The 18,563-nt window shown below is 37.6% G+C and carries 15 protein-coding genes; 10 read left to right on the top strand and 5 right to left on the bottom strand.

Annotated features, from left to right (window positions below):
- Positions 1-121: 121 nt before the first annotated feature.
- Positions 122-1,438 carry a short-chain fatty acid transporter gene (locus ACIQX2_RS04305; protein WP_402847371.1) on the bottom strand — a complete coding sequence of 439 codons (1,317 nt, stop codon included), beginning with the start codon at positions 1,436-1,438 and terminating at the stop codon, positions 122-124.
- A gap of 200 nt (positions 1,439-1,638) precedes the next feature.
- On the opposite strand from ACIQX2_RS04305, the gene ACIQX2_RS04300 reads away from it, so the two are divergent.
- The 3 genes from ACIQX2_RS04300 to ACIQX2_RS04290 all read left to right on the top strand — a co-directional run bounded on the left by ACIQX2_RS04300 (position 1,639) and on the right by ACIQX2_RS04290 (position 5,079).
- The gene (locus ACIQX2_RS04300) at positions 1,639-3,756 is read left to right on the top strand and encodes a beta-propeller domain-containing protein (protein WP_402847370.1); all 2,118 of its coding nucleotides are present in this window, start codon (positions 1,639-1,641) and stop codon (positions 3,754-3,756) included.
- A gap of 117 nt (positions 3,757-3,873) precedes the next feature.
- The gene (locus tag ACIQX2_RS04295; RefSeq protein ID WP_402847369.1) at positions 3,874-4,617 is read left to right on the top strand and encodes a threonine/serine exporter family protein; all 744 of its coding nucleotides are present in this window, start codon (positions 3,874-3,876) and stop codon (positions 4,615-4,617) included.
- Positions 4,618-4,629: 12 nt separating this feature from the next.
- On the top strand, positions 4,630-5,079 hold the full coding sequence (locus ACIQX2_RS04290; protein ID WP_402847368.1) for a threonine/serine exporter family protein: 450 nt from the start codon (positions 4,630-4,632) through the stop codon (positions 5,077-5,079).
- A 513-nt stretch (positions 5,080-5,592) separates the two neighbouring features.
- Here ACIQX2_RS04290 and ACIQX2_RS04285 read toward each other — a convergent pair.
- Entirely contained in the window at positions 5,593-7,608 is a 2,016-nt protein-coding gene (locus ACIQX2_RS04285) for a sensor domain-containing protein (RefSeq protein WP_402847366.1), read from the bottom strand.
- A 130-nt stretch (positions 7,609-7,738) separates the two neighbouring features.
- Between ACIQX2_RS04285 and ACIQX2_RS04280 the strand changes: the two genes are divergently transcribed.
- The 5 genes from ACIQX2_RS04280 (at position 7,739) to ACIQX2_RS04260 (ending at position 13,564) form a co-directional block, all read left to right on the top strand.
- Positions 7,739-8,668, top strand: coding sequence for a DMT family transporter (locus ACIQX2_RS04280; protein ID WP_402847363.1), 930 nt, complete (start codon positions 7,739-7,741; stop codon positions 8,666-8,668).
- A gap of 108 nt (positions 8,669-8,776) precedes the next feature.
- The gene (locus tag ACIQX2_RS04275) at positions 8,777-10,513 is read left to right on the top strand and encodes an ABC transporter ATP-binding protein (RefSeq protein WP_402847361.1); all 1,737 of its coding nucleotides are present in this window, start codon (positions 8,777-8,779) and stop codon (positions 10,511-10,513) included.
- The gene (locus ACIQX2_RS04270) at positions 10,497-12,317 is read left to right on the top strand and encodes an ABC transporter ATP-binding protein (protein WP_402847359.1); all 1,821 of its coding nucleotides are present in this window, start codon (positions 10,497-10,499) and stop codon (positions 12,315-12,317) included. The genes ACIQX2_RS04275 and ACIQX2_RS04270 overlap by 17 nt, the downstream gene beginning before the upstream one ends.
- A 10-nt stretch (positions 12,318-12,327) precedes the next feature.
- Positions 12,328-13,194, top strand: coding sequence for a GNAT family N-acetyltransferase (locus ACIQX2_RS04265; protein ID WP_402847357.1), 867 nt, complete (start codon positions 12,328-12,330; stop codon positions 13,192-13,194).
- 136 nt (positions 13,195-13,330) lie between these two features.
- On the top strand, positions 13,331-13,564 hold the full coding sequence (locus ACIQX2_RS04260) for a hypothetical protein (protein ID WP_402847355.1): 234 nt from the start codon (positions 13,331-13,333) through the stop codon (positions 13,562-13,564).
- A gap of 178 nt (positions 13,565-13,742) precedes the next feature.
- Here ACIQX2_RS04260 and ACIQX2_RS04255 read toward each other — a convergent pair whose 3' ends face one another.
- A complete protein-coding gene (locus tag ACIQX2_RS04255) occupies positions 13,743-14,660 on the bottom strand; it encodes an aldo/keto reductase (protein WP_402847353.1) in 918 nt (305 codons plus the stop codon).
- Positions 14,661-14,972: 312 nt separating this feature from the next.
- Between ACIQX2_RS04255 and ACIQX2_RS04250 the strand changes: the two genes are divergently transcribed.
- Positions 14,973-15,686: an AAA family ATPase gene (locus tag ACIQX2_RS04250; protein WP_402847352.1), complete on the top strand. Its 714-nt coding sequence runs from the start codon at positions 14,973-14,975 to the stop codon at positions 15,684-15,686.
- A 41-nt stretch (positions 15,687-15,727) separates the two neighbouring features.
- Positions 15,728-16,447: a glycerophosphodiester phosphodiesterase gene (locus ACIQX2_RS04245; protein WP_402847351.1), complete on the top strand. Its 720-nt coding sequence runs from the start codon at positions 15,728-15,730 to the stop codon at positions 16,445-16,447.
- A gap of 124 nt (positions 16,448-16,571) precedes the next feature.
- Here ACIQX2_RS04245 and ACIQX2_RS04240 read toward each other — a convergent pair whose 3' ends face one another.
- Positions 16,572-17,579, bottom strand: a complete 1,008-nt coding sequence (locus tag ACIQX2_RS04240; protein WP_402847350.1) for a FecCD family ABC transporter permease — start codon at positions 17,577-17,579, stop codon at positions 16,572-16,574.
- A complete protein-coding gene (locus ACIQX2_RS04235; protein WP_402847349.1) occupies positions 17,576-18,562 on the bottom strand; it encodes a FecCD family ABC transporter permease in 987 nt (328 codons plus the stop codon). The genes ACIQX2_RS04240 and ACIQX2_RS04235 overlap by 4 nt, the downstream gene beginning before the upstream one ends.
- Position 18,563: the final 1 nt, after the last annotated feature.

The following is an 18,563-nucleotide window of genomic DNA, read 5'->3' as shown; positions in this document are numbered from 1 at the left end:
GGAATAGGGTAACAAAAAAAGCTCTCGAATAATTTATTCGAGAGCTTAACCTATTATTTAAAACGATTCTTAAAACGCTTTCTATGAGGAGGATAGAAATACTACTAAAATCATACTGCTCTTAGAAGAAAAATAGACCAATACTTATAACTACCCCACTTAGTAGCAGGATAAATACACAATAGCCCATAATATCCTTTGCTTTTAAACCAGCAATAGCTAATGCTGGTAAAGCCCAGAAAGGTTGAATCATGTTTGTCCACGCATCACCCCAAGCAATTGCCATTGCAGTCTTAGCGTAACTAAGATCTAAAGCAGATGCAGCATCTAACATAATTGGTGCTTGAACTGCCCATTGCCCACCTCCCGATGGGATAAAGAAGTTTACAATTCCTGCTGCAAAAAAAGTAAACAAATAAAAAGTATGCTCATTAGAAATACTGATAAATGCCTCAGATACGACACCTGCAAGTCCAGAGGCAACCATCATCCCCATGATCCCCGCATAAAATGGAAACTGAATAACAATATCACCAACGGTTTTAGCTGCATTTTTTACTGCTACTAAGAATCGCTGTGGAGTACCATGACAAATTATACCGAGAACGATAAATATCAAGTTTACGATATTAAGATTTAAATCAAATCCTTTATTCATAAAATGTTGAATTAGATATACTAAACCAAGCAGTCCGATTAAACCGGTTAGAATATAACTCTTCTCTAAACGAAGAGCAGGTGTAAGATTTTTAGTTTTCTCTTCAACAGTATCTTCTTCTTCAAGTAGAGTAGGATCAATAGAGAATGTTTCTTCTTTACTTGGCATCATCCATCTGTTTAATAGTGGAACAGAAACAAAAAGTGCAATTACAATGAATAGATTGTATGTAGTAAATAGAGTTTCTGTAGTGGGAACAATGCCCATTATGTCTGCGAAGGGATGCCCTTCCGTTGCGATAGACAGTGGAATAGAACCAGCTAAACCGCCGTGCCAAATGATGAAACCAGAATAAGCACTAGCAATTAGTAAGCGATAATCTACATTCTTTACTTGTCGAGCAATTTCCTTGGCGAATAAAGCCCCAATTACCAAACCAAAACCCCAGTTAATCCAGCAACCGATAAGTGAAACTACTGATACTAGAAGTATAGCAGCTCCTGGAGATTTCGCAGTACCAGCAAGAGAACTTAGTATTTTTTTGAAAACTGGACTACTTGCTAATACATGTCCTGCTAATAGGACTACAACCATTTGCATAGTGAAGGATAATAATCCCCAAAATCCATCTCCCCAATAAGTAGCCATTTCAAGAGGAGTAGAGTCCGTTAGAGTCACTCCAAGTAAAAAAACAAGTAATGTTAATATTGCTACAAAAATATACGGATCCGGTAAGTACCTTTCCATTAAGGAATTTGTAAATCGTGTTAAAACCTTCAAATTAATGTCCCCCTTTATTTTGTCTTCCATCCCCCTCTTAACTATGATAATTGAATACTAGTTAATTCGCTATACAATTCATAATATTTAATCTAGAGAAAGGGATTAATAATGATTCTGAATTTTCTTTGCGTAGGTGTAACTAATTCAATTTTTTAAAGTCTAATGGGTTACAAAGAAAAAAGGAAGGGTGATCCATATTGAAAAGGTGGATTATATCAATAGCCGCTTTAGTCTTAGTGGTTGGATTAGGTAGTGTATTCTATTTTGCCAAATTATCTGTGACAGCTCAATCAGTTGTGCTATCTGGTCAAGTTTTTCAAGCATCTTTTTCTTCTGCCATCGGGAAGGATGCTCTAGAAAATGGAGATGTGTATGTAGAGGATCAACTAGGCAAGAAAGTAAATGTGAATTATTCGCTCGCTTCAAACGGTAAATCCCTAGAAATTGAGGGCTTGAATGAGGGCTCATATACTCTGTATGTGAAAGACAAACTCAGAAGGACAAAAACTGACTTTCCTTTTCACGTATATAAAGAGCTGCCAACAGTTCAATCACAAGCGGAGCTAAAAGCCCATTTTGAAATGGTAATGAAATTGCAAAACATTCAAAACAAGAATTTTTCTTTTCCGGAATCGGTGGAAGAATCTGCGGAGGTATCATCAGATGCAAAGGGAGGCAATGATCACTCTACAACGAATAACCAAGTTGAGGGAGTAGACGAAGCAGATATAGTAAAAACAAATGGCACCCATATTTACTCCATAACAGAAAATAACATCGCCATCGTAAATATTGAGGATCCAACGAAAATGAAAGAGGAAACAAAGATTCGGTTTGGTCAGGATTATTATCCAATGCAGCTGTTCCTAACCGATGAAACATTAATAGTTTTGGCGCAAAAGAATTCTTATCAAACATTACAGTATGAGGAAGATAGTAATAACGACGCACGAATGTATATGCCAATGAATTCTATGACGACTGCGTTATTTTATGATATTTCCAATCCAACAGCCCCGAAATTACAAAGAGAGGTCGGGACGGAAGGGAATATGTCTGGGGCTAGGCTAACAGATGATACGCTCTACTATGTTACAAATGTCTACCCTAATTTTTGGATAATAGAGGAACAAGAAAATGTAGAGCTACGTCCACTCACATACGATTCGAAAAAAGGGGAAACAGTCAATCCTATACCGTACGAGGATCTCTCCATCTTACCAAATTCGAAGGAGGCGACTTATAGCATTATTACGGCATTGGACCTTTCAAATTCAGATAAAAACGAAGTAATCACGAAGGGATATCTTGGGGGAAGCGAACAACTATATATGTCAAAAAATAGTTTGTTTTTAACTTCGAGTATTTTTGAGGAAAGTAATTCTATCGACAAAATGATTTGGAATCCAGGCTCTATGGATACGGAAGTGTTCAAGTTTGCGTTAAACAAAACAGCGATCCAATTTGTTGCTTCCAATCGCCTAAAGGGTCATATTTTAAACCAATTCTCCATGGATGAATATAATGGATATTTCCGAGTAGTGACAACTAAGGGTAATAGTTGGGATGAAAATGAAGTGTCTGAAAATAACTTATTTATATTAGATGATGGGATGAAATTGGTAGGCTCTCTGACAGGTCTTGCAAAGGATGAGCGAATTTATTCGGCAAGGTTTATGGGGGATAAAGCTTATATGGTGACGTTTAAAGAAACAGATCCGCTATTCATAATAGACGTTGCTACTCCTACTTCTCCTAAAGTATTAGGAGAATTAAAGATACCTGGATTTAGTAATTATTTACACCCATTGGATGAAAATCATCTTATCGGATTCGGCTACGAGACTAGAATTGATACCCGAGATGGTGGGAAAGAGCCACTGATTATAACTGAAGGTATGAAAATCTCCTTGTTCGATGTAAGTGACTTTGCAAATCCAAAAGAAAAAGATACAGAGATAATAGGTGATCAAGGTACGTATTCACCATTACAATATGACCATCATGCACTTTTTGAACACCAGCAGAATAGTTTATATGGGTTCCCGGTATCCATTTACGAAAAACTACCTGGCAAGCAATATTCAGATTTCAAACAGGATGGAGCATTAATCTACGAAATAACACCCGAAAATGGAATCCGGCGAAAAGGTGACTTACTTCGTCCTGAGGTTGCTGGTCAAATGTATGAAGAATGGGAAAGCTCCATCCAACGAATTGTCTACGCACGTGACACAATTTATACAATTGCGATGAAAGAAATTAAAAGCTATAATATCGTTACTTATAAACAAACTGGGGTAGTGAAGTATTAGAACGAAAGTGGCTATTATAGTCACTTTCTTTATTTTGGATAAAATGCCAACAGCAATTGTTTTTTTTCAGTTGGTTCTATAAGATTAGCTTAAATGGATGAAAGAAGGTGTTCCTCATTGACTGCAGATTATGAATTGGTAGTGGAATGCTGTTTACTTGCTGGGCGTTTAATGATGGAAAGTGGAGCTGAGACATATCGAGCGGAGGATACGATGGATCGTATGGCAGTATCACAGGACCTGAGGGAATCTCAAAGCTTTGTCACTCCAACAGGAATCATTTTTAGTGGAAACAAAAATCTTCCAACAAGATTAGTGCGTATAAAAGCAAGAACGACTGATTTAGGAAAGATAGCATTAGTAAATAATGTATCAAGAAAATTAACTTTTGGTGATATTACAATTGAAGAAGCCTATAGCGAGCTAAAACAAATTGATGAGGGTCATGAAACATTTCCTCTTTGGATAAAAGTAGCTGCAGCTGCCATTGCATCAGGTGCTTTTCTATTATTATACGGAGGAAGGCTAATGGATGTATCAACAGCTTTACTCGCTGGCGGTGTAGGTTATGCAATAGCAGACCGGTTAGAAGTAAGGACTAGAGTTAAATTCTTTGCGGAGTTTCTAGCAGCTATGCTCGTTACCATCATAGCAATTTTATCTGTTACTAGTGGGCTAGGGATAGAAATTGACAAAATTATTATTGGCTCTGTTATGCCACTTGTACCTGGTTTATTAATCACTAATGCTGTACGTGATTTAATGGCAGGTCATTTTGTATCAGGTCTCTCAAAGGGAGCAGAAGCCTTCCTTACGGCTTTTGCAATTGGAGCCGGAGTAGCGCTAATAATTTCACTATAAGGAGGATTAGGATTGATATATATTACTCAAGGTATTTTAAGTTTTATCGCAGCTATGGCGTTCGGAGTAGTATTTAACGCACCGAAAAAATCACTCTTTTACTGTGGAATCGCTGGGATGACAGGTTGGATTGTTTATATGTGCGTAAATCAACTAAACCAGGATCAGGTAGGTGCATCATTTGCGGGTGCTTTTACTGTTGCATTCGTATCTCATATAATGTCTAAAAAATTTAAAATGCCGATGATTATTTTTAGTGTTGCCGGAATCATTCCACTAGTTCCAGGGGGCACTGCTTATAATGCTATGAGGCATGTTGTGGAAAAAGATTACGCCATGGCGCTTGAATTTGGCTCCCAAGCCTTATTAATTTCAGGCTCTATTGCAATGGGCTTAGTATTCGCAGAAATTATTACTCAACTTTGGGTGAAGGCATCTTTGAGATTAAAAACAAAACCGTGAGCAAAGAGATAAACTCTGCACACGGTTTTTTTACTGTAAACATTTGTTAAAGGGACTTGTAAGAATGAAAAATACTCCTGATTTCCGTTTCAGGTAGACGCTAGCGCATCGCTTTGATGTCTCATCTGTCTCACTCATCCCGCCAGAGTCGCCACCTTTCACTACACTCAAAATAGTGCGTAGTACTCAACTATAAAAATAAACATAGTTTATCTATAAGATAAAAAGATTGGGCAAATTTTTACGTATTAATTCCAATTAATTGTAATTCTATTTGAATAATTAATGATATTCAATGCTAAAGAAAGAGGCCTTATTTATGTGGTATTGTCAATACCTTTACTTATAAAAAGTGGCTCTTGTTGATTGGAGCGCAGGGCGACGACTCCTAGGCGAAAAGCACGAGTGAGAGACTACAGGCTCGAGCCGTGCCCCCGGAAAGCTTTCGCCCTTCGTTACAATCAACGGCATAACTAGTTTTTTTATTATTCTTTTGCCGGTTACTGTTATTGTTTATAACATTTCCTCTACTTCATCAGCAGAAATTGGTAAGCTTACATAATAGCCTTGGACCGCATCACAGCCCACTCGCTTGAGGATCTCAAACTGTTCGGCTGTTTCGACACCCTCTGCAACTACTTGTAGATTTAACGATTGGCCAAATTGTACTAAACCTTGAACTAGCTTTTCTAGTTTTTCTTGCTGAGTAATGGAACTTATAAATGATTTATCTATCTTTAATTTACCAATTGGTAGCATTTGTAAATAGCGTAAAGAGGCATATCCAGTTCCGAAATCATCCAACACAAAGACGATACCATCCTGCTGTAGCTTTTGAATTTGCTGAACAATGGCTTTTTCGGCTTCAGCCTCGAGTGCAAATTTCTCAGTGAATTCTATTTGAATCAGCTGTGGGGAACATTTATACTTCTCTAGCACTTTGCGAATCGTCCTCACCATGTTTTTATCTCTAAATTCACGAATGGATGAATTGAAGCTCACCTTGATAGGTATTCCTTTTTGTTCCCAAATAGCAGCTTGCTCACAAGATTTTTCGAGCATAAACTGACCGATTTCGTTGATTAGTCCTGTTTCCTCGGCAATTGGGATTAGTTCTTCTGGTGATACAGTGCCTAGTATACTGTCTTCCCATCTCACTAATGCCTCTACGGAAGTTATTGCACCGGTCTTCACATCTTTTTGAGGTAAGAACATAACGTGTAGATCATTATGATTCAATGCTTCTAATAATCGTTTTTCAATTTGAACTTTGCGAGAAAGTTTCGAGTGGTCAGACTTAGAAAGAGTAGTGATCATACTGCCACCTTCTAGCTTAACCTTTTGAATCGTATTAGTAGTAGCTTTTAATAGATGAAGATAAGATTGCTGATCTTCCGGGTAGCGAGTTATAGCTCCGCTTACAGTAATTGGAATAATCTTGCCATCTAAGTAAATAGGATTTTGCTTCAAATAATGTGTAAACCCTTGAATATACCAATCACTTAAAGGACTTACGATCGCAAAATCATCTCTGCCAGATCTTGCTATAATAGAATCTTCGAAATAAATTTTCAATCTTATGGCAAATTCATTTAACATTATCGATTCCGTTTGATCATTGAAAATTTCTTTTAATGTATAAAATTGGTCGATGCTAATGAAAACAAAAGAAAATGATTTATTTTCATTGATATATTCATTTACTATTTCTTCTAATCGATGTCTGGTTAACAAACCTGTTTCTGTGTCTACATAAGCAATCTGTTCTAGTTTGTTCTGCATTAATTTCTTTTCGGTAATTTCTTCTTCCAATAATAAAAAGTAAGGGGTATTATTTTGAGTATTAGATACAGGGATACCTAACAAATTCACCCAATATACAGTGCCATCTTTTGTGACTTTCTCGACCGCACTTTGAAATACCTTGCCGTCTCGAAGCTTCGTAATAATCTGTTTCCCGATTGCTATATATTCGGGAGTATCCGGGAGTAGCTGCCAAAATGATTTTCCAATGATTCGTTTAGGAGTCCAACCACTTTTTTTCAAAAACTTATCGTTAGCATGCATGATTAGCCCTTCAGGATCAATATAAACGACCATGAAAGAATTGGACAATCCTTTTTTTATAAGTTGAACCTCTTGAAAAGAAGATGCTTCCAATAAATTACTTGCATCTGTTCTAATCTGAAATAATACATAGCGCATATCCTGATACGCAAAGGACTTTGCAACAAAGGATGTTTTTATAGCTTTTTTATCTTTCGAATAAAGGACTACAGGACTTACCTCAAAAGGATCTTCTGTATGTAAAATAGTTTCCCAATTTGCAGTGAAGTGCCCTTGCGTATAGTCAGTAAAAAGTGGTACATCTGTGTTTTGTAAGTCATTAATAGAGTAACCAAATTGTTTTTCGGCCTCTTGGCTCCACCAGACAATCTTGCCCTCGTTATCAGTCATAAAACAAGGTGTTGGCAAGTGGCTAAAGACAGTGTTGCTTAAGTTTAAAGATTCTTCTTCTTTGAGAAACATATTCAAGCCTCCTTAAATATTCTGGGATTATTTTTTATGGTTTCAATAAATTAGTCATGAGTATAATACCATATATTCATAAGGAAATATATAGGTGGGTAAAAAGTACTTCAGAAAGTAGTTGAAAAATATGACGGAAAGTAAGTTTGTAAGGTCCAAAGGTATATTACTCATAGTTTTAGGTTCTATTTTATGGGGTGCAACAGGACCAATGATGGAATGGATATTAAATAATACTAGCTTATCCGTTTCTTTTTTCTTAACGGTTCGCTTAATAACAGCTGGTTTATGTATATTGCTTTTTTTATTAATCACGGGGAAGCGAATTTTTCTTATCTGGAAAGATGTCAGTTGGCTCAAACAATTAATAGTTTTCGGCGTATTAGGAATGTTGGGTGTACAGTATACATTTGTTGCAGCAATTGAAGCGAGCAATGCATCGATCGCCACTTTGCTTCAATTTTTAGGACCTGTTTATATTATTTTATATTTGTCCTGGAGGAACAAAGTGTTTCCACCTAAATATCAGGTTATAGGTATTATCGGTACATTAATCGGTTTGTTTTTATTATTAACGAATGCAAATGTGAGCATATTGTTAATAAGTAGAGAAGCTTTACTTTGGGGCTTGGCAGTAGGGGTAGCATTTTCTATTTATACCGTTTATCCAGCTAGGCTGATGAAAGAGTGGGGGGTTCTCGTTGTTGTCGGCTGGGGAATGCTAATCGGTGGGGCAGTACTCGCGCTGGTTACACAAATATGGAATACAGATGAATGGATCTATCTTGCGGCATACCCCTTAAACTTGATTGTAGTAATTGTTATATTGATCGGAACCGTTGCATTTATATTATTTTTATCGAGCATGAAATACATAACTGCAGTGGAAACAAGTATATTATCTAGTATTGAGCCACTAACCGCGATGATTATCTCCGTCTTCTGGTTTAGTCAAATACTTGGAGTTTGGCAATATGTTGGTGTTATTGTCATGCTTGTATTTGTTACATGGCTGTCTATTGCAGGGGAAATTAAATGGATACGAAAAAGAAAAGGATGACTTTGGTAATATTAAGTCATCTTTTTCTATATCTTCAGATAACTTTATGGCATAATAGATTTTACAGTAATTAATTCGAGTGTCGAAGAATCTAGGGGTGTTTCCATTTTGAAGACTATTTTTTCTTATTTATCTCCATATCGGATGTTGGTACTCTTCGCTTTATTGCTAATGTTAGTGGAGCTTTCTGTGGAGCTTATTCAACCATTGCTAATCGCTATCATTATTGATGATGGGATTTTAGCTAGAGATCAGCAAGCTATTATTTTTTGGGGCAGTATTATGCTCGGGATATCGTTTTTGGCATTTTTAGCAGGTGTTATTAATACATTTATCGCTTCGCATGTTGTTCAAAGCTATGGGTTTGATATACGTCAAGCACTATTTAAAAAAGTGCAGGCTTTTACGATGGCTACTTTCTTAAAATTTCCAACAGCCAGCTTAATCACACGTTTAACTACGGATGTAACAATCACACAAAATCTAATCTTTATGGGCTTACGTATTATGCTCCGTGCTCCTTTACTAGTTGTCGGTAGTATTATTATGTCCTTTATAGTGAATCCATATTTAGCTATGTTTTTAGTAATTGGAGCCCCTTTTTTAGTGCTATTCCTTTACATAATGAGTCGGAACGGTTTAAAACTATTTGGGAAAGTTCAAAAAAGGGTGGACCAGGTTACAAGAAAGATACAAGAAAATTTACAGGCAGTGCGACTAATAAAAGCGTATTTGCGTGGTAATTTTGAATCGAGTCGCTTTGCAACGGTTGCGGCAAACCTGAAAATAGATAATGTAAAGGCATTCCGAATTATGGAGTTAATATTGCCGGTCTTACTGTTTGTCATGAATGTGAGTTTGTTGGCAGTTCTTTGGTTTGGTGCCAAAGAAATTCAAACAGGAGCTGTGGAACTAGGAGAGCTCGTAGCTATCATTAACTATGCAATGCGTATGACAGGTGCCTTCTCTATGTTTGCTTTCATCATTATTTTCTTCTCAAGAGCGAAAGCATCCTCTGAGCGTATGGAGGAAGTGCTCCTTGTAGAAGATGGAATTGAAATTATCAATACAGACTCAGAAGGGACAGCTCCAGGAATAGGAGAAATTGAGTTTAAACATGTGTCATTTCATTATCCTACTACAGATATGCCCGTATTAAACGATGTATCCTTTAGGGTTAAACCTGGATCGAAGCTAGCCATTATGGGAGCAACTGGCTCTGGTAAATCTACGCTACTCAACCTGATCCCAAGGTTTTTCGATACAACAAAAGGAGATATTTTAATAGATGGGATAGATGTCAGAGAATGGCCGCTAGAAGAACTGAGAAAGATTATTGGACTTGTCCCTCAGCAATCTATTCTTTTTACAGGAAGTATTGAGGAAAATCTAGGATGGGGAGATTCTACTGCAACAGAAGAGCTGTTGAGGGAAGCCACAAAACAAGCGCAAATCCATGACTCTATCGAACAATTCCCAGACCAATATAATACGAGAGTAGGTCAAAAGGGAGTCAACCTTTCTGGTGGACAAAAACAGAGACTTTCCATCGCACGTGCACTCGTTAGAAAGCCGGAAATATTATTATTAGATGATAGTACAAGCGCTTTAGATGTGTCGACAGAAAACGCATTATGGGAAGCACTAGAGGAAGAAAATGCAACAATGCTAGTTATTACACAAAAAATTCGAACTGCAAAAGGTGCGGATCACATTTTACTATTAGAGGAAGGTCAAGTATCTGCTTATGGTACACATGATGAGTTGATGGAAGGCTCTTCTCTCTATAAAGCTATAGCTGAATCACAACAAGAGGGGGGCGAGCCTGATGAACTTCATTCGTAAACCTTTTGGCTATGAGCCTATTATTACTAAAGAAGATTTAAAGAAAGATCATAAAAAGAAAGTCGATAAAGCATCTGATTGGAAAGGCGTTTTAAAGAGAATATGGCAGTTGGTCGATGAACAGCGATTTCTATTAATCATTGTAATGTTGATGGTCATCGCCAGTTCTGGACTAGCATTAGTTGGCCCGTATTTAATAGGGGTTATTGTGGATGAACATATTTCCAAAAGTATTTTTGAGGGCTTAGCTAAAATTATAGGTGTACTACTCATTGTGTACCTATTCTTCTCTTTAACAACTTACTTACAAAGCTATTGGATGATTGGTATATCACAGCAAACCATCTATAGACTAAGAACTGGATTATTTGAACATTTACAGAAGCTTCCTGTGTCCTTTTTTGATAAACGTCAGCACGGAGAGTTAATGAGTAGGATGACGAATGATATTGAAAACGTAAGTCAAACATTGAACTCATCTCTCATACAAGTGTTCTCAAGTATTCTTACTTTAGTTGGGACAACTGTGGTCATGTTATTATTGAGTCCACTAATGACTTTAATCACGCTTATAATTGTGCCATTTATGTATTTTGCGATGCGATGGATTACAAGAAGAACGTCTAAATTGTTCAAGGAGCAGCAAAAAGCAGTAGGTGAGCTAAATGGAATGATTGAAGAGACCATTTCTGGACAACGAATTGTAAAAGCTTTCTCTCAAGAAAGTCGGATGCAAGAAGAGTTTGCACTTAAAAGTGAGCGTTTAAAACTAACCGGGTTCTGGGCATTAACTTACTCAGGTTTCATCCCAAAAGTGATGAACTTGTTGAACAATACAAGTTTTACCTTAGTTGCTGCGGCAGGCGGATTATTAGCCTATTATGGGCATGTGACAATAGGAGAAATTGTTATTTTCACGGAGTATTCGAGGCAGTTTACTCGTCCATTGAATGACTTAGCGAACCAATTTAATACGGTGCTTTCTGCAATCGCAGGAGCAGAGCGTGTTTTTGCTATTATGGATGAGCCTATGGAAGAAGATGCTGCTGTAGATCATACAGCGTATAAGCTGAAAGGTAATGTTACTTTTGAAAATGTAACATTTTATTACAATAAAGAAGATGAATCTCCGACGATTTCCGACGTTTCCTTTCATGTGGAGTCTGGAAAAACTGCTGCATTAGTTGGAGCTACAGGAGCAGGAAAAACTACTATTATGCAGTTACTTGCACGTTTTTATGAAGTAAATGGTGGTCGCATACTAGTAGATGGCATACCGATTGACCAGCTGCCTAGGCATACATTACGTAGTCAAACGGCCTTTGTTTTGCAGGATCCATTTTTATTCGAAATGACTGTAAGAGAAAATATTCGTTACGGCAAGCTAAATGCCACAGATGAAGAAGTTCTCTACGCTGCAAAAGAAGCGAATGCGCATGACTTCATCATGAAATTACCAGAAGGGTACGACACAATTTTATCTGCTGATGGAGGAGAAATTAGTCAGGGGCAAAAGCAGTTATTATCTATTGCCAGAGCTTTAGTTGCAGATCCAGCAATTCTATTGTTAGATGAAGCAACGTCTAGTATAGATACGGTTACAGAAATGAAAATTCAAGAAGCCCTGGAACGACTGATGGAAGGCAGAACAAGCTTTGTCATAGCCCATCGATTAAATACCATTCGTCAGGCAGATTTAATATTTGTGATGGAAGCTGGGAAATTAGTAGAGTCTGGACCACAGGAAGAGCTGTTGCAAAAGCGAGGCAGATATTATAGTATGTTAACGAATTCAAAGATTTAAGGAGAAATACATGAATATATCTGTAATGACAGTGTCGTTTCCGCTAGACCAGGAGACAATGAAAGAAATAAAGCAATTGATAGCGGAAGCAGAAATAGTGGATAAAGTGGATTATACCTCTCTATTAAGTGTGGAAGAGCTATCCGATTATTATACAAAAGGTTTTTGCACACTCGCCTATGATGACGATACCGACCGATTAGTTGGGTTGTTAACTTCTATTGATCGAATAGCGACATTCGATTTCGAGTGGAGTATGGTTGTTTTGCCGAGTGCTCGAAGACAAGGAATTGGCGAACGATTAGTCACAGAGCTAGGTAGGAATCTAAAAATACGAGGAGCGGTAGCGGATATTGCTTTAATTCCAGAAGGCTTCGAAGCAGGTCAGCATCTTCTTCGGAAGTTTGGTTATGCTTTTGATTTTTCGGAGCGAACGATGGTAGCTGATGCAAGGGAAGTGGCATTAACAAGTGAAGTCGAAGTTTCGCGTTATGCCGATGAAGAGTCAGAGATTGTTAGCGTACTAGTAAGTGCATTTGGTGACACGGAAGAAGATGCTAGTGAGTTAATCGCGTTTAATACACAAACGCCAAATCGCCATTTGATGATTGCCAAATTACATGATGAAATAGTAGGGACGTTTACTTTAGTTGATGACGGTGAAAAGCTATGGCTGACAGGACTTGCTGTACATGAAAAAGCACGTGGTAAAGGTGTTGCGACTTACTTGTTGAATTGGAGTAAAAACGAAGCCAACCGTCTTGGGAAATCTTTCGTGTATTTAGATGTAGAGACAGACAATGATCAGGCACTTTCCATTTATGAAAAAGTTGGATTTACCACAGTAAGTAACACGCATTTTTATAAAAAAGGGTAATCAGAAATTTAAAGAGAACGGCGAGCAAATTGTGTGTTGATTTGTTCGCTGTTTTTTTTAAAATCATAGGTTATTGGAACTTAGAGACGTGTAAAACGTACAAATTTTTAAGGGATAATTAGGGAGGGATTTAAGAATGGGAAAACGGAAATTATCAATTGTATTATTCTTATTAAGTCTTTCTTCATTACTTATTTCGGTTAGATTATTTTGGAATTTAAGTATTTTTGTTGATGAGTATGGTCTAAGTACTGACATTGTTAATGGAGGAGGCTTTTGGCTTTCAATGGATTGGTTAAGATTATTATTACTGTTATTGTTATGTGTAGTATCTGGTATTAGTATTTTTAGTGCTAAGCAAAGTAAGTAAAATAACAGTAAAAAACATTGTGAAGAATTACACTTAAAGTAACGGTACCTGGTGCTTAGTAAACAAGACCATTATTTCGATTGAGAAACCAAGCACCCTTTGTCAACAAATGATTTTATGGTGCCTGGTTTTATTGGTCCTGTATTGGATGCTTTACTTACATTGTAGCAAAAAGCAATTAAGGCAGTACATTACCTGCAGCACGATAGATGCCATACCACTCCTCGCGAGTAAGAAGGAAATCACTTGCCTTACAGCAATCCTTTAAACGGCTTTCATTCATCGTACCGATAACAGGTTGCATGTTTGCTGGATGACGCAATAGCCACGCGATAGCGATGGTTGTGTTGCTCACTTCATATTTGTTCGCGATTTCATCAATCTTATGATTTAATTCAGGAAACTTGTCATTGCCTAGGAATACTCCCTCAAAGAGCCCGTATTGGAAAGGCGACCATGGCTGAATGGTAATATCGTTCAGTCTGCAATAATCAAGTATGCTGCCATCTCGGTTCACAGCAGAATCATTTTCCATGTTCACATTAAAACCATTTGAGATCATATTTGCATTGGTAATACTTAATTGAAGTTGATTAGCAACGATTGTTTGCTTCACCGACTTCTTAAGTAATTCGATCTGCATTGGCTTCTGATTGGAAACACCAAAGTGACGAACTTTTCCTGAACTTTCAAGAATATCGAAAGCCTCTGCCACTTCTTCTGGTTCTACCAACGTATCAGGACGGTGTAGCAGCAGAATATCTAGGTAATCTGTATTCAATCTCTTTAAGCTTCCGTCAACAGATTCTATAATATGTTCTTTTGAAAAGTCGAACATTCCTTCTCGAATACCGCACTTAGATTGTAAAATAATCTTTTCACGAATATCATCGTTCATATGGATGGCTTCAGCAAATATTTCCTCGCATGTTCCACTCCCATAAATATCAGCATGGTCGAAGAAATTCGCACCTAATTCAAGCGCTGTTTGGACAAAGTGCTCAGCCTCAGCCTTTTTCAGAGAATTAATGCGCATACAGCCGACTGAAACAACCGGCACTTCTAAATTACTTTTTCCAAGTTTCATAGTCCTCATGTTATATCCTCCTTGATTATAATTATGTAATTTCATTTAATGAGTTTGAACTTTTCTTCCACGCTGGTGGCAAAGGTATTTGTATACGAGAAATGGGAAATTCTGCTTATGTATCCCTTATTGATTGTGACACACAGGTACAGCGTTTACAAGAAACTACTACGCAGTAATCTAGCGAAGGATTACAGCCAAATAACAAGTAAATTTGTAGAATCTTTCAAGCTATTAGATAAGTCCACGATAGCATGAAATCCGAATAATCCATCATAGAATAATGGTACAATAAAGAAAAGTGAATCGTAGGTGATAAGCTTGTTTTTAAAAAGAATTGTACTCGAGCGAGAAAATATTTCATCTTTTAATCAGTATCCATTTTCTATCCCTTCTATCCAAAATTTAAAACAAATCGACTTACAAAGCAAAGTTACTTTTTTCGTTGGAGAAAATGGTTCCGGAAAATCTACTTTGTTAGAAGCCATTGCTGATAAATGTGAATTTAATACAGCAGGAGGGGGAAGGAACAATTTTTACGAAGTAGATGCATCGGAGTCAGCACTTGGCGACTATATTAAACTATCCTGGTTACCGAAAGTAACAAATGGTTTCTTTCTCCGAGCAGAATCCTTTTATAGTTTCGCATCTCATATCGACACAATGGGGACAGGTCCTTACGGTGGAAAGTCCTTACATCATCAGTCTCATGGAGAGGCATTTTTCTCGCTTTTTTCTAATAGGTTTAGAGGTAGAGGAATTTATTTGTTAGATGAACCGGAAGCTGCTTTATCGCCCTCGCGTCAGTTAGCATTTTTAAGGATTTTACATAATTTATTGCAAGAAGACGATAGTCAATTTATTATTGCTACGCACTCTCCGATCCTATTAGGCTACCCAGATGCCACCATTCTAAGTTTTGATGATGGGGAAATTAAAGAGGTAGAGTATGAGGAAACAGATCATTTTCAACTAACAAAATATTTTTTACAAAATAGAGAAAAGTTTTTACAAGAGATATTAGAACAGGATTAGAAGTATAATGGAGTCATTAATGGTACAAGGAGGTAGGCTTTATGAAAATTTATGCCCATAGAGGTTCTTCAGGTACACATCCAGAAAATACACTCGCAGCCTTTAAAGCGGCTGCAAAATTGCCTGTGCACGGCGTTGAATTTGATGTTCATATGACGAAAGATCATGAATTGGTTGTTATTCACGACGAGACGATTGATCGGACATCCAATGGAACAGGTTTTATTAAAGATATGACGTTAACTGAATTGAAGGAATTTGAATTTGGTTCTTGGTTCTCCCCTAAGTTTAAACAGGAAACAATTCCAACACTAAGAGAAGTGTTGTATGTATTTAAAGATACAGATCACCATCTAAATATAGTGCTAAAATCAGATATTTTCCCTTACGAAGGCATGGAGCAGGCGGTATTGCAAATGTTAACCGATTACCGACTAGAACCACGTGTCGTAATCTCATCGTTTAACCATGAGATGGTTAGGAAATTCAAACAAATGGCACCTCCTATTGAAACTGCTATTCTCTTTATGGAAGTGATGATAGAGCCACACAAATATGCAGAACTGGTGGGAGCAGATGCATTACATGTTTTTTTCCCGGCAGCTCTAAGGCAGATGGGAGCGGAGGCCATTGCCAGTGGCAAAAAAGTTCGTACTTTTACTGTCAATGAAGAGAAATATGCTGATTTGCTAAAACAAGTTGGGGTGGATGCTATTTTCACAGACTATCCAGAGAAAATGTGGAAATACCTTCAGTCATAGAAAAATGGACTACGAAAAAAATCGTAGTCCATTTTTTAATACTATAACTTTATTGATTTACTCACAAAAAGGGAAATTCATCCATTAATTTCACCAAAATTATTCCAATGAGAAGGTTTATGAATTACTTCTTCATCAATAAATACATAAAGTAAGGCGCTCCTATTAGGGCGACTACCACTCCTGCGGGAACTCCATTTGGCTCGACAACATTGCGACCGATTGTATCTGCGAAAAGTAATAACCAACCACCGATGAGGATGGAAATAGGGATGAACAATTGATGGCGCGGTCCAACTAATGATTTAGCGATATGAGGGGCCATCAACCCTATGAAAGCAATTCCACCTGTTACTGATACTGCTGAAGCTGCAAGGGCGACAGCGGCAAATAAGAGGATAATTCTTTCCTTCTCAATAGCTACTCCTAATCCAATTGCAACCGGCTCGTTTAAATGAAGTAAATTTAATTTATTTGCTTTATATAACGTAAACGGAATTAATACTATTAGCCAAGGCAAGAGAGCCAATATAAATGGCCAATCAGCGCCCCAAATATTTCCTGCCATCCAATTGGCGATGAAATCTACTTTTTGGCGATCGGCAGATGAAATAAAGACAATCATTAATCCTGAAAGAGCCATTGAGAAACCAACCCCAACCAAAACTAATCGAACCGGCTGTAGCCCGACTTCACGGTTATAGGAAAGGATGTAGATGAAAAAGGCAGTGATCAATGCCCCGATAAATGCCACTACCGGCAGTAAATACACAAAGGAACCAGGCTGTATAGGCATGAATAAAAAGAAAATAGAAACCGCTACCCCAGCTCCCGAATTAATACCAATAATCCCGGGGTCCGCTAAATCATTTCTCGTAATACTTTGCAAAATAGAACCAGACAGCGCTAATGCCATTCCCGCAAGAATTGTAATGATAATTCTTGGTAAACGAACGGAAAACAAAACAAACTCCTCTTTAAATGTTCCTTGACCAAAAAAGGTTGGTAAAAGACGATTAAAGGATAGGGTGGAATATCCAATTCCTGCACTCACAAAGGCAGTAATAATAATCAATGACAGTAAAACAATCAAAAGTATCCGTTGTTTTTTAACTTGCTGACGATGAATCATTGAAATACACGCCCTCCTTTACGAACGATCACTAAAAAGAAAGGTAATCCCATAATAGCTATGATTGCAGCAACTGGTGTCTCATATGGAATATTAATAGTTCGTCCAATTGTATCAGCTAGTAGCATAAGGATGGCTCCTGCTATTACGGACATCGGGATAATGAATCGGTAATCCGTTCCAACAATTGCTCGTACAATATGAGGAACCATCAACCCAACGAAAGCCATATTCCCAACAAGTGCAACAGAGGAACCCGCTAGTAAAATTACGACGATAAATAAAATCGTTTTTATTTGGGTAGTTTTTTGTCCAAGTCCGACTGCTACTTCTTCATTCAAACTTAAAATAGTGAGCTGTCTAGATAACAGAAGAGCAACAAGAATTCCAATAGCGATAAAAGGAGTCACCATTTGGAGCTGACTCCAAGAGGTTCCAATTAAACCGCCGGCTGTCCACATAGAGACATCTTTGGAAATTTTAAAATAGATACCAACACCATCGGCAATTGCATATAAAAAAGCGGAGACCGCAGCACCTGCCAGCACAATACGTAGTGGAGAAAATCCTCCTTTTTTCATTGCACCAATCCCAAATACCATTACTGCACCAACCGCAGCACCTATAAAGCAGGCAACCGTAATTCCGAAATAATTAATCCCAGGAATCAATGCAAGACTTATAGCTAGAGCAGCGTTTGCACCGGAAGTTAAACCCAACAAACCTGGATCAGCGAGCGGATTACGGGTCACTCCTTGCATAATCGCTCCAGCAACAGCTAAGGAAGCTCCAACCAATATAGCACCGACTTCTCTAGGTAATCGAAGCTCTCGCAAAATATTGATAGAATCACTTTTTACATTAGAAAAAAGTGCCTGCCATACATCTTGTATTGATGTAGAAGCAGCACCAAAAATCATGGCAATACCGAACATTACAATCAATAAAATAAGACCAATAACAAATTGAATAGAGGTTTTCATC

It is taken from the genome of Psychrobacillus sp. NPDC096623, assembly GCF_044762655.1.
Taxonomy (GTDB): Bacteria; Bacillota; Bacilli; order Bacillales_A; family Planococcaceae; genus Psychrobacillus.
The sequence above is the reverse complement of the archived record's forward strand: the minus strand, read 5'-3'. Positions and strand labels throughout refer to the sequence as shown.

What these genes read in the sequence shown, in the direction of transcription:
- ACIQX2_RS04285 (WP_402847366.1), bottom strand. Translation starts at nt 7,608, where the DNA reads ATGTTTCTCAAAGAAGAAGAATCTTTAAACTTAAGCAACACTGTCTTT.
- ACIQX2_RS04280 (WP_402847363.1), top strand. Translation starts at nt 7,739, where the DNA reads ATGACGGAAAGTAAGTTTGTAAGGTCCAAAGGTATATTACTCATAGTT.
- ACIQX2_RS04270 (WP_402847359.1), top strand. Translation starts at nt 10,497, where the DNA reads ATGAACTTCATTCGTAAACCTTTTGGCTATGAGCCTATTATTACTAAA.
- ACIQX2_RS04265 (WP_402847357.1), top strand. Translation starts at nt 12,328, where the DNA reads ATGAATATATCTGTAATGACAGTGTCGTTTCCGCTAGACCAGGAGACA.
- ACIQX2_RS04260 (WP_402847355.1), top strand. Translation starts at nt 13,331, where the DNA reads ATGGGAAAACGGAAATTATCAATTGTATTATTCTTATTAAGTCTTTCT.
- ACIQX2_RS04255 (WP_402847353.1), bottom strand. Translation starts at nt 14,660, where the DNA reads ATGAGGACTATGAAACTTGGAAAAAGTAATTTAGAAGTGCCGGTTGTT.
- ACIQX2_RS04245 (WP_402847351.1), top strand. Translation starts at nt 15,728, where the DNA reads ATGAAAATTTATGCCCATAGAGGTTCTTCAGGTACACATCCAGAAAAT.
- ACIQX2_RS04240 (WP_402847350.1), bottom strand. Translation starts at nt 17,579, where the DNA reads ATGATTCATCGTCAGCAAGTTAAAAAACAACGGATACTTTTGATTGTT.
- ACIQX2_RS04235 (WP_402847349.1), bottom strand. Translation starts at nt 18,562, where the DNA reads ATGAAAACCTCTATTCAATTTGTTATTGGTCTTATTTTATTGATTGTA.